At 66.0% G+C, this 26,057-nt stretch carries 26 protein-coding genes and 2 pseudogenes; 12 read left to right on the forward strand and 16 right to left on the reverse strand.

Annotated features, from left to right (window positions below; genetic code table 11):
• Window positions 1-383: 383 nt before the first annotated feature.
• Window positions 384-788: a TA system VapC family ribonuclease toxin gene (locus AC4ELS_RS12160; RefSeq protein WP_498885723.1), complete on the reverse strand. Its 405-nt coding sequence runs from the start codon at window positions 786-788 to the stop codon at window positions 384-386.
• A complete protein-coding gene (locus AC4ELS_RS12165) occupies window positions 785-1,015 on the reverse strand; it encodes an antitoxin (RefSeq protein WP_498885725.1) in 231 nt (76 codons plus the stop codon). Before AC4ELS_RS12165 ends, AC4ELS_RS12160 begins: the two co-directional genes overlap by 4 nt.
• A 281-nt stretch (window positions 1,016-1,296) precedes the next feature.
• On the opposite strand from AC4ELS_RS12165, the gene AC4ELS_RS12170 reads away from it, so the two are divergent.
• The 3 genes from AC4ELS_RS12170 to AC4ELS_RS12180 all read left to right on the forward strand — a co-directional run bounded on the left by AC4ELS_RS12170 (window position 1,297) and on the right by AC4ELS_RS12180 (window position 3,501).
• Complete coding sequence (locus AC4ELS_RS12170) at window positions 1,297-2,583, forward strand: DUF2786 domain-containing protein (protein ID WP_498885727.1); 1,287 nt, start codon at window positions 1,297-1,299, stop codon at window positions 2,581-2,583.
• A 79-nt stretch (window positions 2,584-2,662) separates the two neighbouring features.
• Complete coding sequence (locus tag AC4ELS_RS12175; RefSeq protein WP_491841730.1) at window positions 2,663-2,965, forward strand: type II toxin-antitoxin system TacA family antitoxin; 303 nt, start codon at window positions 2,663-2,665, stop codon at window positions 2,963-2,965.
• A gap of 8 nt (window positions 2,966-2,973) precedes the next feature.
• Window positions 2,974-3,501 (forward strand): GNAT family N-acetyltransferase, encoded by a 528-nt coding sequence (locus AC4ELS_RS12180; RefSeq protein ID WP_498885730.1) that lies wholly within the window; start codon window positions 2,974-2,976, stop codon window positions 3,499-3,501.
• Window positions 3,502-3,510: 9 nt separating this feature from the next.
• Here AC4ELS_RS12180 and AC4ELS_RS12185 read toward each other — a convergent pair whose 3' ends face one another.
• The 6 genes and pseudogenes from AC4ELS_RS12185 to AC4ELS_RS12210 all read right to left on the reverse strand — a co-directional run bounded on the left by AC4ELS_RS12185 (window position 3,511) and on the right by AC4ELS_RS12210 (window position 7,934).
• A complete protein-coding gene (locus AC4ELS_RS12185; protein WP_498885732.1) occupies window positions 3,511-4,929 on the reverse strand; it encodes an SDR family NAD(P)-dependent oxidoreductase in 1,419 nt (472 codons plus the stop codon).
• A 64-nt stretch (window positions 4,930-4,993) separates the two neighbouring features.
• Complete coding sequence (gene arr, locus AC4ELS_RS12190; protein WP_498886199.1) at window positions 4,994-5,434, reverse strand: NAD(+)--rifampin ADP-ribosyltransferase; 441 nt, start codon at window positions 5,432-5,434, stop codon at window positions 4,994-4,996.
• Window positions 5,435-5,559: 125 nt separating this feature from the next.
• Window positions 5,560-6,305: pseudogene (locus tag AC4ELS_RS12195) on the reverse strand (Mut7-C RNAse domain-containing protein).
• A 19-nt stretch (window positions 6,306-6,324) separates the two neighbouring features.
• Window positions 6,325-7,161: a HipA domain-containing protein gene (locus AC4ELS_RS12200; RefSeq protein ID WP_498886201.1), complete on the reverse strand. Its 837-nt coding sequence runs from the start codon at window positions 7,159-7,161 to the stop codon at window positions 6,325-6,327.
• Between the two features lie 186 nt (window positions 7,162-7,347).
• A pseudogene (locus AC4ELS_RS12205) lies at window positions 7,348-7,605 on the reverse strand (HipA N-terminal domain-containing protein); the annotation flags it as partial.
• Window positions 7,605-7,934, reverse strand: a complete 330-nt coding sequence (locus AC4ELS_RS12210) for a helix-turn-helix domain-containing protein (RefSeq protein ID WP_498885734.1) — start codon at window positions 7,932-7,934, stop codon at window positions 7,605-7,607. The pseudogene AC4ELS_RS12205 and the gene AC4ELS_RS12210, both read right to left, overlap by 1 nt.
• A gap of 149 nt (window positions 7,935-8,083) precedes the next feature.
• Here AC4ELS_RS12210 and AC4ELS_RS12215 point away from each other — a divergent pair, with 149 nt between their 5' ends.
• Both AC4ELS_RS12215 and AC4ELS_RS12220 read left to right on the forward strand, forming a co-directional pair.
• Window positions 8,084-9,064 (forward strand): ERCC4 domain-containing protein, encoded by a 981-nt coding sequence (locus AC4ELS_RS12215; protein WP_498885736.1) that lies wholly within the window; start codon window positions 8,084-8,086, stop codon window positions 9,062-9,064.
• Window positions 9,065-9,104: 40 nt separating this feature from the next.
• A complete protein-coding gene (locus AC4ELS_RS12220) occupies window positions 9,105-9,590 on the forward strand; it encodes a hypothetical protein (RefSeq protein WP_498885738.1) in 486 nt (161 codons plus the stop codon).
• Between the two features lie 3 nt (window positions 9,591-9,593).
• Here AC4ELS_RS12220 and AC4ELS_RS12225 read toward each other — a convergent pair whose 3' ends face one another.
• Complete coding sequence (locus AC4ELS_RS12225) at window positions 9,594-10,547, reverse strand: hypothetical protein (protein ID WP_498885740.1); 954 nt, start codon at window positions 10,545-10,547, stop codon at window positions 9,594-9,596.
• A 99-nt stretch (window positions 10,548-10,646) separates the two neighbouring features.
• On the opposite strand from AC4ELS_RS12225, the gene AC4ELS_RS12230 reads away from it, so the two are divergent.
• Together AC4ELS_RS12230 and AC4ELS_RS12235 are read left to right on the forward strand one after the other, a co-directional pair.
• Window positions 10,647-12,221, forward strand: a complete 1,575-nt coding sequence (locus AC4ELS_RS12230) for a serine/threonine-protein kinase (RefSeq protein ID WP_499047533.1) — start codon at window positions 10,647-10,649, stop codon at window positions 12,219-12,221.
• A gap of 167 nt (window positions 12,222-12,388) precedes the next feature.
• Window positions 12,389-13,378 carry a hypothetical protein gene (locus AC4ELS_RS12235; RefSeq protein WP_498885743.1) on the forward strand — a complete coding sequence of 330 codons (990 nt, stop codon included), beginning with the start codon at window positions 12,389-12,391 and terminating at the stop codon, window positions 13,376-13,378.
• Between the two features lie 3 nt (window positions 13,379-13,381).
• Here AC4ELS_RS12235 and AC4ELS_RS12240 read toward each other — a convergent pair whose 3' ends face one another.
• From AC4ELS_RS12240 to AC4ELS_RS12250, 3 genes are all read right to left on the reverse strand, one after another.
• Window positions 13,382-14,446 (reverse strand): hypothetical protein, encoded by a 1,065-nt coding sequence (locus AC4ELS_RS12240; protein WP_498885745.1) that lies wholly within the window; start codon window positions 14,444-14,446, stop codon window positions 13,382-13,384.
• Between the two features lie 192 nt (window positions 14,447-14,638).
• Entirely contained in the window at window positions 14,639-14,959 is a 321-nt protein-coding gene (locus AC4ELS_RS12245) for a hypothetical protein (protein ID WP_498885747.1), read from the reverse strand.
• A 139-nt stretch (window positions 14,960-15,098) separates the two neighbouring features.
• A complete protein-coding gene (locus AC4ELS_RS12250) occupies window positions 15,099-16,748 on the reverse strand; it encodes an acyl-CoA synthetase (protein WP_499047535.1) in 1,650 nt (549 codons plus the stop codon).
• 152 nt (window positions 16,749-16,900) lie between these two features.
• On the opposite strand from AC4ELS_RS12250, the gene AC4ELS_RS12255 reads away from it, so the two are divergent.
• The 3 genes from AC4ELS_RS12255 to AC4ELS_RS12265 are packed head-to-tail and all read left to right on the forward strand — an operon-like array spanning window position 16,901 to window position 19,782.
• Complete coding sequence (locus AC4ELS_RS12255) at window positions 16,901-17,950, forward strand: ABC transporter permease (protein ID WP_499047537.1); 1,050 nt, start codon at window positions 16,901-16,903, stop codon at window positions 17,948-17,950.
• 1 nt (window position 17,951) lies between these two features.
• Entirely contained in the window at window positions 17,952-18,947 is a 996-nt protein-coding gene (locus AC4ELS_RS12260; RefSeq protein ID WP_499047539.1) for an ABC transporter ATP-binding protein, read from the forward strand.
• A gap of 1 nt (window position 18,948) precedes the next feature.
• The gene (locus AC4ELS_RS12265; RefSeq protein ID WP_418008517.1) at window positions 18,949-19,782 is read left to right on the forward strand and encodes an NYN domain-containing protein; all 834 of its coding nucleotides are present in this window, start codon (window positions 18,949-18,951) and stop codon (window positions 19,780-19,782) included.
• On the opposite strand, the gene AC4ELS_RS12270 is transcribed toward AC4ELS_RS12265, so the two are convergent.
• Both AC4ELS_RS12270 and AC4ELS_RS12275 read right to left on the reverse strand, forming a co-directional pair.
• On the reverse strand, window positions 19,769-20,854 hold the full coding sequence (locus AC4ELS_RS12270) for a galactokinase (RefSeq protein ID WP_499047541.1): 1,086 nt from the start codon (window positions 20,852-20,854) through the stop codon (window positions 19,769-19,771). The two genes, AC4ELS_RS12265 and AC4ELS_RS12270, sit on opposite strands and share 14 nt — an antisense overlap.
• Window positions 20,854-21,888: a patatin-like phospholipase family protein gene (locus tag AC4ELS_RS12275; RefSeq protein WP_499047543.1), complete on the reverse strand. Its 1,035-nt coding sequence runs from the start codon at window positions 21,886-21,888 to the stop codon at window positions 20,854-20,856. Before AC4ELS_RS12275 ends, AC4ELS_RS12270 begins: the two co-directional genes overlap by 1 nt.
• A gap of 298 nt (window positions 21,889-22,186) precedes the next feature.
• Between AC4ELS_RS12275 and AC4ELS_RS12280 the strand changes: the two genes are divergently transcribed.
• A complete protein-coding gene (locus tag AC4ELS_RS12280; protein WP_499047545.1) occupies window positions 22,187-23,359 on the forward strand; it encodes an FAD-binding domain in 1,173 nt (390 codons plus the stop codon).
• A gap of 3 nt (window positions 23,360-23,362) precedes the next feature.
• A complete protein-coding gene (locus tag AC4ELS_RS12285) occupies window positions 23,363-24,091 on the forward strand; it encodes a hypothetical protein (RefSeq protein ID WP_499047547.1) in 729 nt (242 codons plus the stop codon).
• On the opposite strand, the gene AC4ELS_RS12290 is transcribed toward AC4ELS_RS12285, so the two are convergent.
• Both AC4ELS_RS12290 and AC4ELS_RS12295 read right to left on the reverse strand, forming a co-directional pair.
• The gene (locus AC4ELS_RS12290) at window positions 24,088-25,440 is read right to left on the reverse strand and encodes a cytochrome P450 (RefSeq protein WP_499047549.1); all 1,353 of its coding nucleotides are present in this window, start codon (window positions 25,438-25,440) and stop codon (window positions 24,088-24,090) included. The two genes, AC4ELS_RS12285 and AC4ELS_RS12290, sit on opposite strands and share 4 nt — an antisense overlap.
• Before the next feature lie 78 nt (window positions 25,441-25,518).
• A complete protein-coding gene (locus tag AC4ELS_RS12295; protein ID WP_064887940.1) occupies window positions 25,519-25,731 on the reverse strand; it encodes a hypothetical protein in 213 nt (70 codons plus the stop codon).
• Window positions 25,732-26,057 lie beyond the last annotated feature (326 nt).

The following is a 26,057-nucleotide window of genomic DNA, read 5'->3' on the forward strand; positions in this document are numbered from 1 at the left end:
GGTGACCAGTGAGGCAGTTGGTACCGGTGAGGTCGGCTGCTTCGGGTGTGAGCCGGCTAAGTTGCGTGCCGGTGACCATAACGGAGCGAGGGGGCGCGGCGCACCCGAGAGACGGGGCCCGCACATGACACGGCGCAGCCATTCGGCTGGATTGGGGATGCACTCAACGGTGTTCGGAGTCCGCGGCGTCCACCGATTTGGGAGGCCGTCAAAGAATTTGACGACCTCCGACAAAGACCCACTACCCAGACCCCGGCCCTTGCCGGTCAGATCAGTGGAGCTGCTGAACCACGCGTCACCGTCGGTCAGCGACTGAATCGCGTCCTGCGCACCCTGCAGATCCATCCCGATCGAATCCGACATGGTCCATGACGACTCCGACATCAGTGATCGCCGGACGACACCAACTCCGCGACGTCGTCGTGCAGATGCGCCAGCCCGGTGTCGAGCGTCGCCAACCGCCCGCCATAGTGGCGAGCAAGCTGCGCCAAGTAGGCGTCGGTCACCTGTCGGTGCCCGACCACCCCGTCCAGTCGCACACCATCGAAAGACACTGCATCCGGCCAGAACTCGTGTAGATCGGACGCTGCGACTGCGACGAGCACCTCGCGGGCCGCCAAAGTGGGGTACCCCTTACGCAACAGGAAACGCAGCAGGCTCCCCTGTGTTATCGGGCAGGTCGCAAATGCCTCGTCCGACGCTGCCAGCCACTCGGTAGCCGCCTCGTGATGCACATGCTCTACCACCACCAGCGCGATCAGCACGTTGGCGTCGAGCAGCGTGGTCACTCGTCGTCCTCCAGCGACCGCACATCCTCGGAGGTGACGACGGCGCCTACGCTGACCACCGGCAACCCCGTCCTGGGATCGGTCGAAACCGTCGAGGGAGCCGAAGCTACGCCCAGGCCCCTTCGCATCAGGTCAGCAACCGTCTCACTCAGGGTTCGGCGCGTGTCCCGCGCTATCGCCTGGGCCTGCCTATGCAGGTCATCAGGTAAATCAACGGTGGTCCGCATGCCACATCCTAGCATCTCTGCATCATGATGCATTGATGCGCTGGGCGTCGGGGTGACCTCCGTGGTGGTGACACCACCCAGCGCCTGCCGGGGAAATCCGAACCGAACATCACGGCCCCGAATTTGTCGGCGCACAGTTGTACGTTCTTCTGTTCGCCTGGCATCGGTGCCCGGGCGCGAGACAGAGAGACTACGAATGCAGAGCCGCCCCACGATGTGCCGCGGTCCAGCCTGCGCGGCAGCACGCGCAATTTGTCAGACCGTTGCAGCACACTCCAGACATGAGCCGCCGCAACCGCCAGAAGCGCGCCGCCAAGCAGAAGAACCGCCGCGCATCGTCCCGACGAGAACGCTGGAGCACCGATCCCGGGTACGACCGGGTCGCCCTCCTCGACCGCATCACCGCGGCGCTGTACAACTCCGCTTTGTGTCCCGACCACGATGCGGAATTCCACGCCGCTGAGCTACTCGACGAATTCCCCTGCTGGGCAGACGATCTCGACCTTGCCGCCGAGGGCACCTTGGCCGGTGCCATCAACAGCGCGTGGCAGGTGGGTTGGTCGCCCAATGACCTGCACGAATTCGCTCGTCGCCGTCTCGACGCAGCGGCAGCCGGCTACCTGGCCGAGTCCGTCGTTCGCGAATCGCGGCACTATTCCGTCACGACCCTGCATCCTCGATGGCGGGCCGAACTCGCCGCATTGCCTGCGGATTTCGATCACGGCGCTCCGCAGATGTGGAGCTGGGCGGACAGGAATGCCGTCGACCATCACGCAGCGTTGACCGTCGTATTGAAGGTGCTGCGGCTGCTGGGAACCCTTCCGATCCTCGAGCCGTTGCTGCCGTTGCCCGGTGCGCACCAGCATTCGGCGGTCGCGGTGAACCCGACCGATGCGAAAGCGCTCAGCCGGGTGCGCGGGCTACTGGCCAAGGCAGAGGCCACCAAATTTCCCGAAGAAGCGGAAGCACTTTCGGCCAAGGCCCAAGAACTGATGAGCAGATACTCACTGCACCATGCGATCCGAGATCACGAGCAAGGTCGCGCAGCCGAGGCGACCGCCCGGCGAATCTGGATCGACAGTCCCTACGTCATCGCCAAGGCAGCGCTGGTGCAGTCCGTGGCAACGGCCAACCGGTGTCAGATGGTGTGCGCGGAGAAGCTCGGGTTCGTCGCCGTCATCGGCGCCGCGTGCGATCTGGAATTCGTTGAGCTGCTGTCGACTTCACTACTAGTCCAGGCCAACCGGGCGATGCTGGCAGCGGGCCGCGTTACCGGCGACGGACGGACCCGGACCCGCTCGTTTCGTCAATCATTTCTTCTCTCGTACTCCGAGCGCATCGGTGAACGCCTCACCGTCACCTCCACGACGGTGGCCACCGAGGTGGACCGCGGCACACTGCTTCCGGTACTGGCAGCGCGCAGCCAGGCAACCGATGACCTCACCAACCGGCTCTTCCCGGCGACGATTGCCCGCATGATGTCGCCGTCCAACGGTGCCGGATGGGCGGCCGGGCGCATCGCAGCCGACTTGGCACAGCTGGACGTGCGTCGACCGATCGCGGGGTGATGTGGCCGCCAACGAATCGTCCTTGTTGATCCCCGACAGCGACGTACGTACGCTGTACATACCGACCGAGTGAGGCAATATGCGCAACACCGACGCCAGCACCACGAAAACCACCCGCGACCAGCGGATGAATATTCGTGCCAGCGCGCAGCAACAGCTCCTCATCCGTCGGGCGGCCGAAGCCACCGACAGCACGGTCACCGACTTCATTTTGGACAGCGCACTAGAGACCGCCGAGCGAGTTCTCGCAGACCGCAAGTGGTTCGTCGCCAGCGAAGAGCAATGGGTCGAGTTCCAAACCCTGCTCGATGCACCGCTGGAGCCGATGCCCAAACTTGGACGGCTTCTCCGACGCGAGAGCCCTTTCGCCGACAACGATTGACACGACCGGTGGCGGACACCCAGCCAAAACCAACTCGACCCGAGAAACTCACGAAAACCCACGACCGATCGGCCTTCGAATCAGGCGCCGCCGAACTCGACGATTGGCTCCGCAAGTACAGCTGGCAAAACCAGCGGGCCGACAACGCCACCACATACGTCAGCACGTACGAAGGCCGCGTCGTCGGCTACTACGCGATCACCGTCGCCGGCTACCGACGCCGCGCCGCACCCGAGGCAATCGCAAAAAAGGCACCCGAGATGGTTCCGTGCTTCCTTCTGGCACGACTCGCCGTCGACCTCGAATGGCAGGGCCGCGGCTTGGGATGGGGCCTACTCGGCGACGCACTCCAGCGCGTCTTCATGCTGTCGAGGTCCGTAGCCGCACCCGCACTCTTGGTCCATGCTCGTGACGACAATGCCCGCAGTTTCTATCTGCACCACGCAGAGTTCATTGCGTCGCCGGTGGATCCTCTCCACCTCTTCCTTCCCATGAAGGCCATTGCAGCCGCAATGCATGACCTCGATGCCATCTGAAGGATCGCCCTACCAACTAGCCGGCGAGTAATCCTTCAAGAAGCACCCGTACAGATCCTCGCCCAACTCCCCACGCACGATCGGGTCATACACGCGCGCAGCACCATCCACCAGATCCAGCGGTGCGTGAAAACCTTCCTCGGCCAGCCGCAGCTTGGTCGGGTGCGGACGCTCGTCGGTGATCCACCCAGTGTCGACCGCGGTCATCAAGATCCCGTCCTGCTCCAGCATCTCCCCAGAACTGGTGCGAGTCAGCATGTTCAGCGCGGCCTTGGCCATGTTGGTGTGCGGATGCCCGGGCCCCTTGTAGCCGCGGCCAAACTGGCCTTCCATCGCCGACACGTTCACCACGTACTTGCGTCGGGCCGGTGACGCGGCCATCGCGGGACGCAGCCGGCTCACCAGAATGAACGGAGCGGTCTGGTTGCACAGCTGCACTTCGAGGAGCTCCATCGCGTCGACCTCGTGCACGCGCTGGGTCCAGCTGTTCACCGACGCGGTATCCGGCAGCAACCCGCCGGCGTCAATGGCCGTCCCCGCGGAGATCCGCTCCGGGGAGGCGCTGCGGGCGGTCAGGGCCAGCTCGGTCAGTGCGTGCGCGGTGGGGTGCTCGCCGAGGCTCCCGGCCAGGGCATGCGGATGCGCGTCACTGACGTGATCGAAGGTGACGACGTCCACCAAGGCCGGCGGCGGGGTCCGCTCAGCCTCCACCAGCGCGGCATACGAGCCCGGCGCACGGCGCACCGTCTGCGCCGCGTTGTTGATCAGGATGTCCAGCGGACCCTGTGCGGCCACCTCGTCGGCGAGGGCAACCACCTGGGCCGGGTCGCGCAGGTCGATCCCCACCACCCGCAGCCGGTGCAGCCAGTCGGCGCTGTCCTCCATCGCGGCGAAGCGGCGCACCGCGTCGTTGGGAAACCGGGTGGTGATCGTGGTGTGCGCGCCGTCACGCAACAGTCGCAGCGCGATATACATGCCGATCTTGGCCCGCCCACCGGTGAGCAGGGCCGTGCGCCCGGTCAGGTCGGTGCGGGCGTCGCGTTTGGCCCGGTTGATCGCGGCGCATTCTGGACAAAGCTGGTGGTAGAAGGCGTCGACCACGGTGTGGTGCTTCTTGCAGATGTAGCAGGCCCGCGAGCGCAGCAGCGTGCCCGCACTGGCCCCGACCGCGGTGGACACCAGCGGCAGGCCCTGGGTTTCGTCGTCGATCCGTCCCGGCGCACCCGTGGCGGTCGCGGCGATGACAGCGCGGTCTGCGGCCACGATCGCGTCGCGTCTGGCGGTGCGACGAGCCTTCTTCAGCGCCTTGAACATCTTCGCGGTGGCCAGCCGCACAGCAACGGCGTCGGGATGCTCAGGAGGCAGCTTGTCCACCTCGGAGAGCACCCGTAGGCACGTGCTGAGCTGGTCGGGGTCGATCGCGTTCACGATCGAAGGGTACGGGGAGTGGGCACAAATCCCCGTATCGAGCGAACCGGCGGGGTCTATGAGATCAGTCGTAGATGACGTCCAGTCCGCGCCGACGGAGGTCAGCCAGGCCATCGCGCATGCCTTGCAGCTGCTCGGGTGAATGCCCCACCCAGTCGGTGAGCTCACCGACGATTCTCACCGGCTCGCGGGTGCGATACGAGCAGGTCGGGTTGCCGGGCAGCTTCTTGTCGGTCACGTTCGGGTCGTCCTCCAGCACACCTTCGGGTTCGACGATGTAGATGCGGCCCGGCCCCTCGCCGGCGGCCATCTCGGCGCCCCACACCGCGGCATCCAATGTGCGGGTGACGTACACGTGGTTCATGATCCGTCCCGCTTGGTAGTTCGACTCGCGTCCGGGCACCAAGTACTCGCCCATGGCCAGGTCGGCCTTCGTGCCGTGCAGGAGCGCACCGGACTCGTGCACCTCGAACGGTTTCGGCGTATTCGTCACAAAATCCCCCATCTCGTCACGGACCGGAAGATTGTGCAGCACGTCAGGGGCCTTGCCGCAAGCCCCACCCCCCGCCGTATAGTGAGAGTGGGAAGAGGACCAATTTCCTTCGCGCCCAGCCACTCCCGCGGTCCTGATCAGAGTTGTTCCAGCAGCCCGTCGACCAGACCGGTCAATCTCTCGAAATGCGAACCGGCCCAATAGATCCGCCCGCACTCCGGACACTGGCTGAATTCGTCGTAGTAGCGGCGGGTCAACGGCTCAAGGCGGTCGATCACTTGCTCCTTCGCCACCGCAGCCAACCTTCCGTTGCACCGCACGCAGCGGGTGAACGGCGCGACCCGCCGTCGCAGATCCAACCGCCGCATCACCTCCAGCGTCTGCTCCTCCGGCTGCTGAGAGTGAACGAACAGGCCATGGGTGATCGCGCGACGCTTCAACAGCCCCGGTCTCGCGTCAGCATGATCCGTTGCTGGTTCAGGCTGATGTCGGCCAGCGTTTGATCGTCGGCGTCGCTCGCCCACCACACGTCGAACCCCAGCACCCGAAGCAGTCGTGCCAGGCGTCCCAGGTTGACGTCGATCACGAACCGCGGATCCCGCAATGGCTCGGGCCGAAGCCGCGCCGTGGACCCGATGTCGAGCGCCTCGAACATCGGATACACCGCGATGCGATCGCCGACTGCCGGGCGGTGGTCGAAACCCACCGGTTCCCCGTCAACCAGGATCAGGTCGATCTCGGTGTGCGGAATACCCATGGCCTCCAGGACATCCTTGACGGTCTGATGGCTCTGGCAGGGGCGGCGCACGAGCTGACCGCGCGAGTCCGCTTCCAAGAAGTCGTTGAGCTCGGCGTAGACCCGGACCGTGACGAAACCGGCCATACCGCCATGGTCGCGCTGTTCAGCGGTCCAGGTTGGGCTTCCATGTCCCGGAGACATGCTCAATGATCCGCTCCGTCATGCGTGCCGCCTCGGGTCGCACGCTCTCTGGCAGAGCCGCGGCAGCACGCGAGAACGCAGCAGGAAGGTCCATACGGAGTTCGTCCACCCAGGCCACAGCTTGATCCGCGGGAATTCCGAGACGGCGTCCAACCTTCCTCCAATCCGAGGTGGTGACATCGAGCATCTTCCAGTGGTCACCGATCTTCATCGAAGCGTGTAGGCGCTCGCGCTGGTTGTACGGTGCCGCAGAGGCGGCGTCATACAGCGGCGACACCTGGGCGCGTGACCCAACGAGGACGAGCGAGTAGTTCTTGGCGTGAGCGTCAGTTCCGCCGATGAGGACGTTGTAGGCAAGCGCTTTGAAGAAGCGTTCGGCGTTCACAGCGCGGTCCTCGATCGGCAGCCTGTTGAGAAGCTCAGCGATATCACCGACACCGGGGCCTCCGTCGGACTGGTATTTCAGACTGGGGTGGACCGACAACGCCTGGCAGATGTCTTCTTGGTGGACCCGGTGCCAGGTAGTCCCGTGATAAAGGCGGTCGTAGCGCGTCGAGGTCAACACCTGAACGTCACCGATCTCCATCACTGTGGATTCGGCTGCGAGCAGCCCGGCTTCGCTCGCTGCACGCTGGCACAGTGCCTCGTTGATGTGATGCCGTGCGTAACCAGCAGTTGCCGGCTTGACGATCACGGTCGTCGGCGTCGAATCTCGCGGGATCCCGAACCGCCCGGACTCTGGCTCCCGGAATAGCGCGACCTTGGGTTGAGCGCCAGCGAGGCTCCACCTGCCCTCCAACCTTCCTGGGTCCCAGTCGGATTGATGAGCAGCGAGCGCTTGGACGAGCTCGGCGAATTCAGTCTCATTGAGCCATTGAATGTCACCCGTCCGCGCCCGCGCGTCAGACGGATCGACTTCGGGCGGGAGAATCTGGACTGCGCCGGCTGCGTCGCGCCCGACGTGAGCGAGCAGGGCGAAGGGATTGTTCGGCGAGACGTTGTATTCGCGTCCCCACCGCTGTCGCGCACCTTCACTGTCTGGAAGCAGACCTTCAAGATAGGACCGAACAGCCTTGTCCCGATGCCGATTCGACACGACAGGCAAGGACAGCGACAACGGTGTCGGGTCGTCCCGCTCGGCGTACTCATCGTCATAGGTGAAACTCAGCGCTCCGTGAGCAGACTGTGTCACCGTGCCGGTGGGGATCCCGTCCAGGTAGATCCGCAACGCCCTGTCCGCCATCACCTTTTCCCTGTGCCGAACAGCGCGTCGAACGGATCAAGGGTTGCGGGAGCCGTTCCGGCAGGCTTGGGCTTCTCGGGAGCTCCCTTCCGGGTACGTTTTCGAGCGTTCGACGGCCCCTCGGGCGCGGTCGCCTCCAGGCTCACGCCGACAACGCGAAGTGCATCGAGCACCCTTTGCGCTTCCAGTCGTGGATGCCCCTTCTCCAGCCGAACGACCCAGTCCCGACTCATGCGCAGTTGCTCGGCCAGCTCAGCCTGAGTCATTCCACGGGCTGTGCGAGCAGAGCGGACGAGGGCACCAACGTCGCCCATTGTCTTGACTTGCATGCCCACTCCTTGTAGTCGTTCGACGACATTTCCGATTGTAGTCGTTCGACGTCTTTTGCAAAAGAGGTTGTACTACGACTTTCCGCACTTCAGACGTCCTCACGACGGCCACCGATTGGTCTCGACGGCGAATCAGGCAGAATCACGTTGTGGCGGAGATGGTCATAGCCCTCAACCCGGACGAAGGCTCCAGACTGCCCTACCTCCTGCGGATTCCACAGCCCGACGGCGACCTCCTCTTCCGCACGTCGGGGACGTGGCCGCGCGCCAAGTCGCTGTACTGCTATCCAGTGGGCCTCGACGAGTGGCCTACGGACGCGGTGATCGTCGAACGTGTCGAATTGCGCTCGTGCCAGCGTCGGGGTGCTGCCATCGACGTGATCCTGCAGCGATCACGGGAGAACCGCTCGCAGCTGGTTTTCACGACCGCCCGGGGCAGGGACGCGGTGTTCTGGCAGTCACCACGCACCCGCAAGCAGGCCCGCCCAAATGTGCGAACCCCGGGAGCACGCGCCCACGGCATCGCCGAGCTCCAAATCGTCGTCGACAGCCACGAGCGCTACGCCTACAAGTTCGCCAGCCAGCAGGCCGATACTATTCAGCGCGCACTGCCATGCGGCGACTACGGGCTGACCATCGATGGAACGCTCGTCGCCAGCGTGGAGCGCAAATCCCTGGCCGACCTGGTCTCCAGCCTCACCGGTGGCAAACTGCGCTATCAGATCGCCGACCTGGCCGCCCTCCCCCGCGCCGCAGTCGTCGTCGAGGACCGCTATTCGCAACTGTTCAAGCTGGACCGGGTCCGCCCCGCCGTGGTCGCCGACGGGTTGGCAGAGTTACAAATTCGGTGGCCGAACGTGCCGATCGTGTTCTGCGAAGCACGCCAACTCGCCGAGGAATGGACCTACCGGTTCCTCGCTGCCGCGCATGCCTGGTCGACAACTGAAGAGGCTGCAATACAACGTATTTCACAGGTCCACGTCGACGTTGCCATCGTCGATCAGGGCAGCGCGGCGCCCGGCCCGAGCACCGCCGAGGTCCGAGCCTGGGCGCGAGAAGCCGGCCTGGAGGTTCCACCCCGCGGCCGACTCCGCCCTGACATCTGGCAGGCATGGCAGGACGCGCATTGACACCCTGGGCAACACCGAACAATCGGCCTAGCGTGAGGTCATGACAGAGCAGTCGCCCGCGGTCACCGTGGCGCATCCGCCGAAAGTAATGCTGCGTGTCGTCAACCCGATCATGCGGATGCTGGTGCGCACCCCGTTCGCCGGCGCCACACGCAAACAGTTCATGGTCGTGAACGTCCGGGGACGAAAGACCGGAAAGCAGTATGCGATTCCGCTCACCGCGCACGTCATCGACAACACCCTCTATGCGATGACCGACGCGGCGTGGAAGAACAACTTCCGCGGCGGCGCCACCGCCGAGGTGCTGCTCGACGGCAAGACGACGACCATGCGCGGTGAGCTCATCGGCGACCGCGCGACCGTCGCCGATCTGTTCCACCGCTGCGCCGAGTCCTACGGCCCCAAACGCGCCCAGCGGATGATGGGTTTGACGTTCCGCTATCAGCGCATCCCCACGCTGGAGGAGTTCACCGACGCAGTCGACCGCGAGCACCTGGCCGCGATCAAACTGACCCCGCCGACCTAGCCTCTACTTCAGGCAGGTGTCGAACTCGTCGCGGATGCGCTGTTGCAGCGCCAACGCCTCCGGCAGGAGCGGTTCCGACTTCGTGCGGTCGCCGTTGACGTACTCACACTTGCCGATCATGGCGCTGCCCGCCCAACGTGGCTCGTCGAAGCGGGCCCGGTCGCCGTCCCAGCGCCAGGTGAGGCTGACCGGATGCTCCGGACCGGCCTCGAGCGCGTGGATGGTCCGCACGATGTCGTCATAGGCAGTCGCCCGGGTCGGCACCCCGAAAGTCAGGTGCACAACCCGTCCGTCCCGGACGCTGACCCACCCAGGGTCGGCGGGCGCTGCCGCGGCCAGTTGCCGGTCGATGCGTTGCTTGTCGGCCGGGGTCAAGCGGGTGAAGACCTTCCAGTGCGCATCACCGACCCGGTCGGCGGGAGCGACTTCAATGTCGCTCGGTGGCCGGTCGGCGAAGATCCGCAGGATCGCGTCGACGGCGGCACCAGGTTGCTCGGCATCCCGGACCTCTATCTGTGATACCTCAGGCGCGGCGCCACTGAACCACCTGATTTCCCCGGCCGGAGCCTCGGCACGAAGGCGACGCACCAGCCCGGACACGTGTTCGACGTCGTCGGGCAGATCGACGCTGCCCGAGATCGAAGTCCATTTGGCCACAACGATCTTCATCGACTGATCGAACTTCGCGAAATCTTTGCCGCGCAGCTCATCGAGTTGCGCGGCCACCTCGCCGACCTGCTGATCACTGGCCTGCGCCATGTCGACCTTCAGTTCGAACCGAGTGCCTTCGAGGATGCCGTTGTCATAGATCAGGCCGACCTCGGACACCCCCGGCATCGCCGCGATGCGGTTCTTGATGTCGATTGCTTCCTGTTCACGATCGGGCGCACCGGTGCAGCCACTCACGCCGACCATCACCGCGACCAACAACGCGGCGGCAACGGGAGCAAATCGCATGCTCATCAGCCTAAGGCCGAGACCGGGTCCGGCAATGCGCAAATCTTGTCGGGACCCCGCGCTACGTTCTCCTGTTCGCCAGTCGAGGAGGCACACAGGATGGTCGAGAACAACCCGGGCGTGGGTGGCCGGTTCGGCAAGTATGAGCTGACCGCGCTGCTCGGCCGTGGCGGCATGGGCGAGGTGTACGAGGCCGTCGACACCGACAAGGGCCGGACCGTTGCCCTGAAGATCCTGCGCGCCGAGTTTGCGCACGATGAGCAGTTCCGGACCCGGTTCCTGCGTGAGTCGCAGGCGGCGGCCAGTTTGGAGGAGCCCCATGTCGTGCCGATTCACGACTGGGGCGAGATCGACGGCAACCTCTACATCGACATGCGCCTGGTCCGCGGGCAGACCCTGCATGACCTCATCAACAGCGGCCCGCTCGAGCCGCGCCGCGCGGTAACCGTCATCGAGCAGATCGCCTCCGCGTTGGATGCCGCCCACCCTCGCGGGCTGATCCACCGGGATGTCAAGCCGCAGAACATCATCGTCACCTCTGCGGACTTCGCCTACCTGTTGGACTTCGGTATCGCTCAGGCCCAAGGTGATTCGAGGCTCACCCAGGCAGACACGCGGATCGGCTCGTTCAGCTATATGGCCCCGGAACGGTTCGGCGACGAGCCGTGCACGCCCGCCGCAGACATCTACTCGCTGGCCTGCGTGCTCTACGAGGCGCTGACCGCCGACGCGCCGTTCCCGACCCACAGCAACGAACAGCTGATCGCGGCGCATCTGACGAACCCGCCGCCGCGGCCCAGTACGGCCCACTCGGGAATCCCGACATCCCTGGATACCGTCATCGCGCGTGGCATGGCCAAGGAGCCCGACGACCGTTACGGCAGCGCCGGCGCATTGGGGCGCGCCGCGCAACGGGCGTTGCACACCACTGACGAGAGGGTCGCCGCCAGCGCCGAAACCATGATGGCACCATATGTTTCACCGCCGTTGCTCACCGCACCGCCGGTCGTCGCGCACATCGCATCCGGTGCCACTGAGCCCGGACCGCCTCCCCGGCAATCCTTGGTGCCGATGGCCGCCGTCGTGCTGGTGGCCGCACTCCTGCTCGGCGGGGTCGGGCTGGTCATCGGTCTGCTCCTGTCGAATAACTCAGACGACTCGTCATCGGCACAGACACCGACGCTCGCACCGCCGACGGGCGTGACCGTCGCTGGGCCAACTGTGTACAAGACGGTGCCGGCGCCGACGACGGCTGCCACGCCGTCGTACACGCCGACGACAACCCGCAACGCCGAAGCGTCGAGTTCGGCACAGCTACGCCAGATCTCGCTGGACGACCACACCGTCGTGAGCACCCAGGGTTCCGATCGATGGGTGCCGCAATTGAGTTCCAAGCGGCCGGGTGTCGTCGACCAAGGTGTGGTGTGGAACAACGAGTTGACGTTGGAGGAGCATCTGCGGCTGCGCCAGGAGTACGGCGCCAAGCTCCTGTGGTCCGGTGACTGGTCGACGTTCGACGGGCCCAACTTCTGGGTCACCATCGCGCCGATCACCTATCCCACCGCGAGCGGGGCGTTGGCCTGGTGCAGCGACCACGGTTTCGACCGGAATCACTGCTACGCGAAGCTCATCAGCACGACGCACGCCGTGTCCGGTAGCACCGCGTTCAATTGACCTGGTAGCGGAAAATTGGCGCAATCGGACCCCACATAGCGATGTCACAATCGCAGGGCGCCGGCTGAACGCAGCACCGTCCGTCGAAAGGACTTCGTCCGTTGTGGGTTTGGTACAACACCGCATCGTGGTGGGCTCGTTGGCTCGTCAATTCGGCATGGATAACGGTGTGGTTCTTGTTGTTCGGCTGGGCCGTGCTGCGACCCGAATACCATTGGTCGACGCCGTGGCCGATCTGGGTTGACGCGATCGGACTGGCCATATTCGGGCTGGTAGCCGGCATCCCGATCACCCTGCTCGGCCGACCCGTCGTGAGAACCTACGCCACCGTGCTCGAGGGCCTCACCGCCGCCCAGCGCACCGCAACCGCCATGGCACTGCGTCGCGGTCCGGTACCCACCGACCCGGCGGTGCTGACCGCCGCCGTGCGCGCCAGCGATCTGGCCCGGGCATACCGGAACCGTGTCACCCCGACGGGCCGCCGCCTCACCTGGGTGCTCATCGGACTGTTCGCCGTACCGCTTCCCGCCGTTGAATTCATGGCAGACCAGCCTCGACTGGCCGCAATGTTTCTGGTCCTGGCCGTGATGATGGTGGTCGCACAGGTATGGCCGGCATGGGTCCGGCGTCGCCGTGAGCCGCATCTGGCACGGTTACGCGCCGCCGCCGATGCCGATCCGGAGGTCGCCGCTGCGGTCGCTCACGCCGTGCCTCCCGCGGTGCCGACGACCCGTGAGCATCTGCTTCGAATCGGTGTCATTCTCGTGTTGGTGGCCGCGGCTATGCTGGCCACCTTATTCTTCACGCAAGAGTCCGGCCGAGACTGCCGCACCGCCCGGGCAGCAGTTGGCTACATCGCTGACCACCAGGACCTTCTCGACCCGGGCCAAATCGGCCCCGGCGGACCAGCCCTGTACAAGTACCACGCGTGGTCAGCTCAGCTGGGCCGCTATGCCGACGAGGTCGCCGACCCCGGAATCAGCCGCCATCTGCACCGGATCAGCGATCTGTCAGCCGAGGCCGTCAGCATCGTCGAACAAGCCCGCACACCCGGACTATCCGACGATAGCGTCGAGATTCGAACAGCGAGCTATACCAACATCATTCAACAACTCGTCGATGCGGATACGCAGATGTACGAGCTGTGCAAGCGGTGACGCTCAGCCCGCCCGCTGGACTGCCCTCAGTGCCGCTTCCTTCGCGCTGCCAGCGCAGTTCCCTGCGGTAGGTGCGCTCACTCGCACCGTGACGATCGGAGTTGACGCGACCAGGTCGGCAGCCCCGGTTCCCACGGTCACCGGTTCAATATTGAGGTTGGTTTTGGCGATCACGTAACAGTCTGGACCCGAAGACCCACCGACGTCGAACAGTGTCACGCCGTCCTGCTCGCTACGTTGCGACTCTGGACTCCACGGCATCTTGACAATGTCATCGGACCACTTGACCAGTCCGTATTTGGCTACGGCCGTGGCGGGTTCGCCGGCGGCCGGATCGAGTTGGAGTTCGCACACACCGGGATGCCGCCACGTCGTCGGCCACTGCGCTTCGGGTTTGGGTTCCCACCATTCGAAGCCCACCGCGTGAAGGTCCGCCGCTGCCGCACACGGATCTGCGGTCAGAAACCGTGTCGCAGTTGAAGACTTATCAGTGTGCACCGGGACGCCGTTGGCTTCGACGTGTGCCGCGATCTCACCCGCGACCGCCCCACCGAGCTCGCACAGCTCGGTGTCCTCAGAGTTCCGCCGCCCGTCTGTCACATCCACCGCAGACACCTCCATCACCGGATCCCGCATAGACTCGGGTGCGCCGGTGAGGCCGGCCAGTGGCAGAGGAACCCGAAACGTGCAGCCCGGTGGCGTCGTCCCCAGGACACCCGGATGCGCTGGATCGGAACTGAACTGGCTGTCGTTCCACCGGACTTCGCCCGGTCGGACCAGAAGTTCGAGCCCCGCCTTGGTAGCCGGGAAGCCAACCGTGCACCCCTCACCACCGAGTGTCGCGATAGGCGAATTCGCACCGGTTTCGATCCAGGACACCGAGGAATATGTGTAACTGAAGTCCGTGTGGCCGTTGCCTTCCAGGGTTTTCCGGTCGACGAAGCCGCACGGATCGATCTGACGAAGCGCATACAGCTCGGCCAGATGGTCGCGGTCGGTCGGCGTGAGGTCGAGTCCGTAGGTCTCACCCGTCCCCGGAAAGAAGACCTTCGATTGATCCGGCGGCATCGGCGCTTCCGTCCGGGGGCCGCACGCCGTCATCGATACCCCGAATGCCAACAGCACGGACGTACACATCATCGCTCGCAACATCTAGGCCCCCGGTTCCGTCGTCAACCAGACTAAGGCGAGCCGGCCTACCGCCCATGCAGCGATTTTTGGGGCTCGAAGCGACGGCTTCGAGCCCCAAAAGTCACCGCGTCACGGGCACTTTTCCGTGTCGATGCGCACCACCCCGAAGTCGATCTTGGTCGAAGTACCGAACGTCGACCCGGGCGGCGGTGTCGAGCTGCACACCTGCCAATTGCGGTCGCTGATCTGGGCCCGGCCCTTCCCGGTCAGATCTGTCGAGCTGCTGAACCACACCTCACCGTGCGTCAGCGACTGGATCGCATCCTGTGCGCCCTGCAGATCCATCCCGATCAGATTCGGCATGGTCCACGACGGCGACGCCACCGCCGCCGGACTCGCCGCCAGAGCGACGGCCACCAGACCGACGACTGCCACCGATACACGCTTCATATCAACCTCCTGTTTGAAGTGAACCGCGCATCGTCGCACCAGCCACCGACAAGGCAGCTCCCGTCGACGCGCCCTGCGGCAGGAGAGGAGTCTCACGGACGGTGCCTGTGACGAGCGTGATGAGACCCACGCACGGACATCAGGTATCGATGACCATCTCGACGAGCACCCGTCGCAGCAGCTTGCCGGTGGCATTGCGCGGCAGTTCGTCGACGAACACCACGTCGCGGGGCACCTTGTGCCGGGCCAGGTTGTTCTTCACGTGCAGCTTGATCTCGGCCGCGTCAGGGCTGGCACCAGGCTCGGCAACGATGAAGGCCCGCAACCGTTTTCCGAACTCGACATCATCCACACCGACCACCGCCACCTCGGCGATGTCGTCGCGTTCCTCCAGCAGGTTCTCGACTTCCTGCGGGAAGACGTTCTCACCACCGGAGACAATCATGTCGTCGTCGCGGCCGTCGACGAACAGCAGTCCGTTCTCGTCGAAATGGCCCATGTCGCCGCTGGACATGTAGCCGTCGATGATCTGCTTGGTACGACCATCGGTATAGCCCTGAAACGGCGCACCGTTGCGGATGAAAATCCGGCCGCGGCGGTTGGCGCCTTCTACCCGCTGATCGTTCTCGTCGTAGAGCACCACCTCACAGGTCACCGGGGCCCGCCCCGCAGTTCCTGGAGCAGCCCGCAGTTCGGCCGGCGTGGCGATGGTGGCGATCGCGCACTCCGTGGAGCCGTACATGTTGTACAGCACATCGCCGAAGGCATCCTGGACCCGAGTGGACAACTCCGGGCTCAGAGCGGACCCGGCGATCAGGATCACCTTCAGCGCCGACGTGTCGTACTTGGCGAGCACCTCGGGGCCCAGTTCGACCATCCGGTGCAGCATCGTCGGCACCGCGACCAGCATGTCGGCCCGGTGTTCGGCCATCAGCTTCAGTGTGCCCTCGGCGTTGAACCGTCGCGCCGTCACCACCTTGTTGCCCAAGGCAGCACCCACCAGGTAGGTGGCCCACCCGGTGCTGTGGAAGATCGGCGAGACGATCACCATGGTTCCCTTGCGCGGGAACGGAACTCGGTCGACGATCTGCGCGGTCGCGAACGGGGACACGGCGTCACGCGGGGCGCCCTTCGGCAGACCGGTGGTGCCGCTGGTCAGGATGACCGACCCTCCGGGCTTGCTCGGCGGGGGCAGCGGTCCGGTCGGGTTCGCGGCCACGATGTCGTCGATTGTCTGTGCGCCGTCGGGTAACTCGGCGTCGTCGTCCACCCAGGTCAGTACTCGCGGAAGCTCGGCAGGGAGCGCGTCGAGCAGTCCGAGGAACTCGCTGTCGTGCATCACCACGCTGACGCCCTCGCGCGCACAGACCTCCGCGAACTGCGGTTTGGCGAAGCCGGTGTTCATCAGCACCAGCCGCACACCGAGCTTGCCGCAGCCGGCCATCGCGACGATCAGGCCGCGGTGATCCCGGCACAACAGCCCGACAACGGAGCCTTCCTTGAGCCCTAGACCTTGCAGGCCATTTGCCAACGCCCATGACTGGTCGTCGACCTGCTTATAAGTCAACGTGCCGCGTTCGTCGACCACCGCAGGCAGGTCCGCGTACCGCCGCCCGCCCTGAATCGCCATGGTGGCCTGCGGCCCGTACAGCCCGGCAAGTTTGGCGCTGCGCACCGCCGCGCCGATGTCCAGGGGCTCGATGATGCCTCGGTCGACGAGCCGCGCCACCGCATGCCCCGACTCGATGATCTGACCCAGCTTGTGCCGAACTTCGGCTATTGCCTGCATACCTCTGCCCCTCGCCGATTGCGCTGGACAGTAGCAGTGCGCGGGGCGTCCGTCACCGGTACGAAACCGCACCCCCCACACCAAATGCCCCAATAACCGCCACCAGCAACATCCACCTCGGTAACGTCGGCAGAGATGCGGAGGGCACCGACGTGTTGATGGCGGCGTTACGCGATCTGCAATGGCGGCGACGGCGATTCCTGATCGCCGCCGTCGGCACCGGCCTGGTCTTTGCCATGACGTTGGTGTTGACGGGTCTGGCCCATGGTTTCCGAGTGGAGGCCGAACGCAGCGTCGACGCCCTGGGCCTCGACGCATACATGATCAAAGCGGGTGCGGCTGGCCCGTTCCTCGGCTCGGCACCGCTGCCGCTCACCGACGTTCAGCGTGCCGCCCGGCTGCCCGGCGTCACCACCGCCGTCCCGCTCGTCTACGGCTCCTCGACCATCCCCAACAACGGCACCCCGCGCAATGTCAACGTGTTCGGCGTGCCCGAGGCAGGGCCGGGCACGCCGGCCATCAAGGAAGGCCGGGCCCCGCGCGCCACCGACGAGGTCGCGGTCTCGACGACGATGAACCAGCCGATCGGCTCAGATGTCGCGGTCGGCGCGGCGAAACTGCGCGTCGTCGGCCTGGTCGACGACCTCACCGCACTGGCCGCCCAGGACAACATCTACCTGTCGGTCCCCGGCGCCCAAATGCTGCTGTTCTCCGGGCAGAAGCTGATCTCCTCGGTCGGCATCGTCGGCAACCCGGGCCCACCGCCACCGGAATTCCGGATCGTCGACCGCTCCGGCGCCATCGACGACATGGTGCGTCCGCTGCGGGGCGCCAACCAGGCGATGAGCCTGATGGCCGGCCTGCTGTGGGCGGTCGCGGTGCTGATCGTCGGCTCGGTGATCTACTTGTCGGCGCTGGAACGCACGCGTGACTTCGCGGTGTTCAAGGCCGTCGGCGTGGCCAGCCGCTCCATCATGGCCGGCCTGGCGATGCAGGCCGTGACGGTCGCTCTGCTGGCCGCGGTGCTGGGCGCTGGGCTGTCCTTGCTGCTCGGACCGCTCTTCCCGATGCGTTGTGACGTGCCGACCGTGGCATTCGTCGCGCTACCGATCGTCGCTGTCGCGGTGGGCCTGCTGGCCAGTGTGGCCGGACTGCGTCGCGCCGTGAACGTCGACCCCGCACTGGCATTCCGAGGTCCCTGATATGGCAGATCTGATGGTCAAAGACCTCGTCGTGGAATACTCCAGCGGCGGTTACGCGGTACGCCCGATCGACGGCCTCGACCTCGAAGTTCCCGCCGGATCGCTGTCAATTCTGTTGGGCCCCAGCGGTTGCGGGAAGACCACGCTCCTGTCATGCCTCGGCGGGATCCTCAAACCGACTGCGGGCCGTATCGAGTTCGGCGACATCGACGTGACAACGCTCGACAAGAAGACGCTCTCGGACTACCGGCGCGACACCGTCGGCATCGTGTTCCAGGCCTTCAACCTGGTGCCCAGCCTGACCGCGCTGGAGAACGTGATGGTGCCCTTGCGCGCCGCGGGCCGGACTCGGCGTGAAGCCCGCGAACGCGCCACCGAATTGCTCACCCGCGTCAACCTTGAGAGCCGATTGCACCACCGTCCCGGCGATCTCAGCGGCGGGCAGCAACAACGCGTCGCGGTCGCCCGGGCGATCGCGCTCGATCCGCCGCTGATCCTGGCCGACGAGCCGACCGCCCACCTGGATTTCATCCAGGTCGAGGAAGTGCTGCGGCTCATCCGCGAACTCGCCAGCGGCGACCACGTGGTCGTCGTCGCCACCCATGACACCCGCATCCTGCCACTGGCCGACCACGTGGTGGAGCTCGTCCCGCACGTCGCCGTCGAGCATCAGAACACCGAGACCGTGACCATCGCGGCCGGTGAGGTGTTGTTCTCCCAGGGCGAGATGGGCGATCAGATCTACATCGTCACCGAGGGCGAGATCGAGCTTGCACGTGAATTGGCCAGCGGCGGTGAGGAAGTCATCAAGACCGTCGGCCCCGGCGACTACTTCGGGGAGATGGGGCCGCTGTTCAGCCTGCCGCGATCGGCCACCGCACGCGCGAAGACCGACGCCATCGTCGTCGGCTACACCATCCAGGCATTCCGGGAACTGCTCGGCCCCACCGGCGCCCGCAACCTGATCGGGCAGCCCGAACCCGAGGCCGAGGACTGAGATGACCGAACTCGACACCCGCGTCGCGGTGTACCTCGACTTCGACAACATCGTCATCTCCCGCTACGACCAGGTCAACGGCCGCAACTCATTTCAGAAAGACAAGGCCAAGGGCCTGGAGGCCGACAAGCTCACCAAGGCCACCGTCGACGTCGCCGCCATCCTGGACTTCGCCTCCTCCTTCGGCACCCTGGTGCTCACCCGCGCCTACGCGGACTGGTCGGCCGACGTCAACGCCGGGTACCGCGAACAGCTCGTCGGCCGCGCCGTCGATCTGGTGCAGCTCTTCCCCACCGCCGCCTACAGCAAAAACGGCGCCGATATCCGGCTGGCCGTCGACGCGGTCGAGGACATGTTCCGGCTGCCCGACCTCACCCACGTGGTGATCGTGGCCGGCGACTCCGACTACATCCCGCTGGCCCAGCGCTGCAAACGCCTGGGCCGCTACGTCGTCGGCATCGGAGTGGCCGGCTCCTCGAGCCGGATGCTGGCCGCCGCGTGCGACGAGTTCGTGGTCTACGACGCCCTGCCCGGCATCCCCACGCCGGCCCCAGAGCCGGAACCCAAGCAGCAGAGGCGGACCCGCAAGAAGGAAGAGCCCGACCCGCAGGCCCAGGCCACCGCGCTGCTGACCCGTGCGCTGCAGATCGGCCTGGAGAAGGACGACGTCGAGTGGCTGCACAACTCGGCGGTCAAGGGTCAGATGAAGCGGATGGACCCGTCGTTCAGTGAGAAGTCGTTGGGCTTCAAGTCTTTCAGCGACTTCCTGCGGTCACGTTCCGATGTCGTCGAGTTGGATGAGAGTTCGACGACGCGCATGGTCAAGTTGAAGTAGCCGGCCCCGCACCACTGCCCGCGCGCGTCCTGGTAATGCCCGGCTCCGGATAGCCGGCCTCTCGCACCGCTCGCGACACCGCTTCGCCGACCGTGTCCGCCTGCTCCCCCGGCACCAGCGCGATGACGCAGCCACCGAACCCACCGCCGGTCATCCGCGCTCCCAGCGCACCGGCGTGCACAGCGGTGGCCGCGATCAGATCGAGGTGCGGTGTGGTGATCTCGAAGTCGTCGCGCATCGAGGCGTGCGACGCGTTCCACAGCGCACCGACCGCCTCGAAATCCGACGATGCCAGCGCGGCAACACAATCGAGCACCCGCTGGTTCTCGGTCAGCACATGACGGGCCCGACGGGCATCAACTTCGGCGATCCTCTGCAGTGCAGACGGGTCGGCCTCCCGGAGCGAGGCTACCCCGAGCGCGGCAGCAGCCCGCTCACACGATGCCCGCCGGGCCGCGTACTCGCCACCGGCGTGTGCATGCCGAGCCCGGGAGTCGATCAACAGCAGTGCCACGCCGGACGACTCGGGATCGAAGCGCACCGGCTGCACGGTGACGTCGCGGAAATCGATCAGCACGGCGTGCCCGGTCGAACCGAACAGCGACGCCAACTGATCGAGCAGTCCCGTTGGCACACCGACGTACTCGTTCTCAGCCTGCTGCGCGATCCAGGCCTGCTCGATGCGATCGAGATCGGCACCGACGGCGGCGACCAGCGCACCGAGCACCGCACATTCCAGCGCCGCCGAAGACGACAGCCCCGACCCTGTCTCCACCTCACTCGTGATCGTCATCGTCCCGCCCGGCGCCGCGATCCCGGCATTCAGCAGCGCCCACACCACCCCGGCGACGTAGGCCGCCCAGCCGGTGACCTGCCCGGGCACGGTATCCAGACCGATCCGCACCGGCCCGTCGCCGAACGCACTCGATACCGACAGCACGCCCGACGGGTCCGGCTCAAAGTTCACAAAGGTCCGCTGCGGCAGGGCAATCGGTAGCGCGAAGCCCTGGTTGTAGTCGGTGTGCTCGCCGATCAGATTGACCCGGCCCGGCGCGGAGTATCTGATTCGCACTAGCGCGGATCCACCCGCGTGGCCCGGCGGAAGTGGTCCAGGTAGGCGGGCCAGTCCCAGGTGGTCAGAAACTCCGTCGTCGCGGCGTAGCCCTTGTCGTACAGCGCCTCGGCCTCGTTGCGGGTGATGTCGAAGTCCAGCACCCCGACATCGGTCGAATCCACCTGGACCGCACGCACCTTCACCCACGGCAGGCTCAGATGGGCCTGGTCGTGACCGACCAGCATGGTGGTGAGCAGGCTTTCCAGGAAGGTCGGTTCGCCGCAGCGCAACATCCCCAACCCGGGGATGAGCTGCTCGGCCGATGGTGCGGGTAGATACGGCACCACCGTCACCCCGAAAGTCGGCCAGCGCGGCTCCGCGCCGTCGGGTCGGTCGAACGAGTCGATCGGGAAGTTCGACAGCACCCCGCCGTCCACCAGCGTGCACGGCTCGCCGGCCGCGGTGTTCAGCGTGACCGGATGGAACAGGAACGGGATCGACATCGAGGCACGCACGGCGTCGGCGACAAGCTGCTCGTCGGGGTCGAGCCCGTACACGCGCCGGTAGTCCCAGGGCAGACGCACCAGTTGCCCCGTCGTCACGTCGGTCACCGTGACCACGAACCGGTAGCGCCGTTCCGGAAGCAGATGATCATCGTCGATCGCCAGATCACCGAAAGTCTTGACGCCCAGGTTTTTCAGCTCGCTGCGTATCCAGTCGTAGGCGAAATCCCCGCGATAGATACCGGTCTCACGCAGCAGCCCCCACGCCGTTCCCAGCACCGGGATGCGCTCGATCGGCCCGCTGTCGCGGAATTTGCGGTAGGGCACGTTCAACGCCAGCTCGCGCAGCTGCGCACTGGTCAGCTCGTTACGTTGCTCGGCCGCAGCCACCACGGCGCCGACCAGTGAGCCGGCCGAGGTTCCGGAGATCCGTTCGATCGCATACCCGGCGTCCTTGAGTGCGACGACGGCCCCCACCAGGCCGATGCCCTTGACCCCGCCTCCGGAAAGCACGAGGTCGGCACGGTGCGGGGAACGTTTCGCAGCCATGCCCCCAGCTTGGCACGCGAGTCTGACGCTCGGCTGGACATCGGGGCGCCGGTTGCCGGGGGCACGCACTTGTCGGTGGCTGTTTGTACGTTCCCCTGTTCGCCTGGCGTGGATGCCAGGCACCAGACCCGAAGGAATCGACATGAGCACTTCCTGCCCGCCCGAGACCGCGGCGGCTGTCGTCCTGAGAGGCGCTTCCCCGCATGGGCCGTCAAAGATCTTGACGATCTTCTTCCCCACCATGCTCGACCAGACATCAAGCCCAGCCATGCCGCCCCACGAGTAGCCTCGAATCATCATGCGGATAGCCATCAGTGGAGCCGGGGTCGCCGGGGCGGCGCTCGCGCACTGGCTGCAGCGCACCGGCCACCGCCCGACGCTGATCGAGCGGGCGCCGGCGTTTCGCACCGGCGGCTACATGATCGATTTCTGGGGCATCGGCTACCGGGTCACCCGAAAGATGGGCATCGAATCCGCGATCCGCGACGCGGGCTATGACGTGGAGTCGGTGCGCTCGCTCGGATCCGACGGCAGGACACGTGCCGAGCTCCGCGTCGACGTGTTCCGCCGCATGGTCGGCAACGACTACACCAGCCTGCCCCGCGGCGACCTGGCCGCCGCCATCTACCGCACCGTAGAGAGCGACGTGCCGACGGTGTTCGACGACAGCATCACCGGCATCGACCAACGGCCCGACGGGGTTCGGGTGGCCTTCGAGAAGAACCCGGCCGCCGATTTCGACCTCGTCATCGGCGCCGACGGCCTGCACTCCAACGTGCGCCGCCTGGTGTTCGGTCCCGAGGCCCGGTTCGAGCACTACCTGGGCTGCAAGGTCGCGGCCTGTGTGGTGGACGGCTACGGCGGCGGGAGTTCGGATACCTATCTCACGTACAGCGTTCCCGGACGCCAGATCGGGCAGTTCACCTTGCGCGGGAACCGCACCATGTTCCTGTTCGTGTTCCGCGACCAGCACGACAACCGCGGATTGACACCAAAAGAGCAGTTACGCAATCAGTTCGGCGACGCCGGCTGGGAAGCGCGACAGATTCTGGCCGCGGTGGACGACGTCGACGACCTCTACTTCGACGTGGTCAGCCAGATCAAGATGGACCGTTGGTCCGAGGACCGGGTGTTGTTGATCGGCGATGCGGCGGGCTGCATCTCGCTGCTCGGCGGAGAGGGCACTGGGCTGGCGATCACCGAGGCGTACGCCCTGGCGGGCGAACTCGCCCGCGCCGGCGACGATCACCGCCGCGCCTTCGACAGTTATGAATCGCTGCTGCGGCCGTTCATCGAGGGCAAGCAGGCCGGTGCCGAACGGATGCTGGGTTTCTTCGCCACGAGAACCCGGTTCGGGTTGTGGTTCCGCGATGTCGCGTTGCGCGCGATGAACCTGGGACGCCCGATAGCCGGGCTGTTTGCCGGCAGCGTGCGCGATGACCTCGATTTGCCCGACTACCGGATCGGGTGAGCCATGGGCGTGACCGACGAGGAGATCGACGAACAGTTCCGCCGCGGCTCGGCCGTGTCCCGTCTAGCACCCGAGCAGCGGGAGTTGGTCCCTGCGTCGTGGCTACCGGTGTTCGACGTGGCCAATCCGAGCGTGCGTGCGGTGGCGGCGCTGTCGCTGTGGACCGACGGCGCGCGGACATTGGTCCCGCGATTTTGGGCGGTGCTGCAAGAGTTCCTGGTCGACGCATGGGTGGGTCAGCGCGATGACCGACCAGTGCTCGTCTATGTCGTCGAGTTCGTCTTCCGATTCGCCGACGTGGGATACAAGCAGGCCCAGCGCACCGTTGCGGTATGGGTCGGTGAGCCGCCGACGGCGGAGGCGGTCGCGCGGTACCCGGAGCTGTGGTCGGCGGCTCCGGCCGAGCTGGCCGATTTCTATCGCACAGTCCATGGCTCGTTCACCGTGCCCGACGGGCAGTCCTTTGGCTTGATGGCCGTGGACGCGATGCCAACCCTGGCGGAGGCCGTGGCTGACGGCGACCCCGACGACGTCCCGGAGTGGGATGAGGGCCCGGCAGCCGACCGGTTGCTGATGGTCACTCGGACCTATAGCGGCGTGCGCTTGTGTCTGTCCCCAGATGTGCCACCGGGAATGGGTGTTCAGGTATACCGCGACGACGATCCAGACCTGCCAGGTGAGTTCGCCGAGCAGCTCGACGCCCTCGTGCTCGTTCGATTCGAGGTGGACTAACCCTCCGCCGCCAGCGACGCCTGAGCAGCGCTGGCGGACGGCACCTCCCGTAGCGCCCGCACACACACCCGTGCCCCACGGTTCGGAACCAGCGTGACGTGTTTGACGCGCTGTCCTTCGTCGGCCGCGGTGGTGGTGAAAAGGTCGACCCGGCACAGGATTTCGCGCAGTACCACCCGCAGCTCGACCGTCGCGAACGTCGCGCCCAGGCAACGACGGTTGCCGCCGCCGAACGGGAACCAAGTGGTGGGCCCCAGCGTCGCGCCGAGCATCCGGTCCGGATCGAATTTGTCGGCGTCGGGATACACGTCGTCGCGTTCGTGCACCAGTCCGATACCCGGGGCCACCATCACCCCGGCAGGCAACCGGTGACCGGCCACCTCGACCGGCTGTTTCAGCAGCCGCCCCACGTCGAACACCACCGGTCGGATCCGCAGGGTTTCCTTCGCCACGGCGTCGAGGTACTCGTCGTCGCCGGTTCGTGCGGCCTCTACCGCCTTGTCCAGCACTCCCGGGTTACGGGTCAGCCGTTCCAGCGCCCACGACAACGCCGTCGCCGTCGTCTCATGCCCGGCGACCAGCAAGGTCATCAGCTGATCACGCAGTTCACGGTCGGTCATGGTGTGCCCGCGCTCATCGGTGGAACGCACCAGCATGGCCAGCACATCGGTGCGGGTCGCCAGCTCCGGGTCGGCGCGACGCTCGGCGATCTCCGCGCCCAGCAGCCGGTTGGCCTCTTCGATATTTCGCCGCAGCGCCCGCCACGGGCGTCGCTGCATCAGGGCCGGCCGGGCGACCGCCATCAACTCCCACGGCCCCACCCGGAGCAGCCGCGGCATCACCTCCCGCAGCGCGGCCAGCCGGGCCGGATCCGATGCCCCGATCACGGTTCGCAAGATCACCTCCAGGGTGATCTCGGCCATCTTCGGTGCCGCCGGGAACGCGGTTCCCACCGGCCAGCCCGCGATGTTTTCCGCGGCGATCTCGGCCATGATCTCGGTCTGGCGGGCCACCGCGTCGCGGTGGAACGGCGGCAGCATCTGGCGGCGGCGTTCGTGGTGCTCGTCCTCGTCGATGACCAACACCGAGCTGTCACCCAGCAGCGCACTGAGCACCGAATTCGCTTCCCCGGCATGGAAAATCGTCGGATCCCCGGCGAACACCACCTTGATGTCGGCCGGGTCGGCCAGGTACACCATCGTGCCCATCGCCGCGACCCGCAGCGTGAACACGTCGCCGTAGCGGCGGCGGCAGGCCGAAACGAAACGCGGCCAGTAATGCATCATCAACGCGGCCTGTACGACCCGGGGCAACGGCGGCCCCGGCGGTAGTGACGCGGTACCGCCCATAAACCCACCATACGAGCCGTCGACCGCATACCAAAGGCCCGGACGCCGGCTTGCGTCCGGGCCTTGCCTCCCCCAGGCCTACTTGGCGTGGTTGCGCTGGTGGTGGTGATGGGTCGCGGACCCGGGCTGGGGCATGTTGTGCTGGTGCGGGAAGGCCTGATGCGCGCTGACCGACGGGCCGGCGTTCAGGGTGGCGGAATCGGCATGAGCGGTGGCGGCGCCCAGGGCGATCAGCGCGGGAGCGGCGGCCAGAGTGAATCCTGCGGCGATGCGGCGGGCGATGGTGCTCATGTCGACTCCTTTGTCGGATAAGGCTTTTGGTGTTGTTCCGGTGTGTTCCGGCGTTGAAATAAGAATGCGCCGATCCGGCCCGCGCCTGTATCGACCGACCGGCCCATCGGCCGGACGAATCCCATGTCCTCCGATCGGGGGAACGAGCAAGCTGCGAGCCGCGCCGTTTTCCACCACTGGGTCGTGACAGCTCGACCATCACGACCCGGATGTAGAAACGGGCGCGAGTGCCGAACGGGCGAGCCGCGCGAGCCAGTTCACCCTCTGGTCACCGATTACCGTCTGGTGCACCCCGCGATGGCGTTTAGGATCAGCAAACAGATCCA

The organism is Mycobacterium shunyiense (assembly GCF_058270035.1).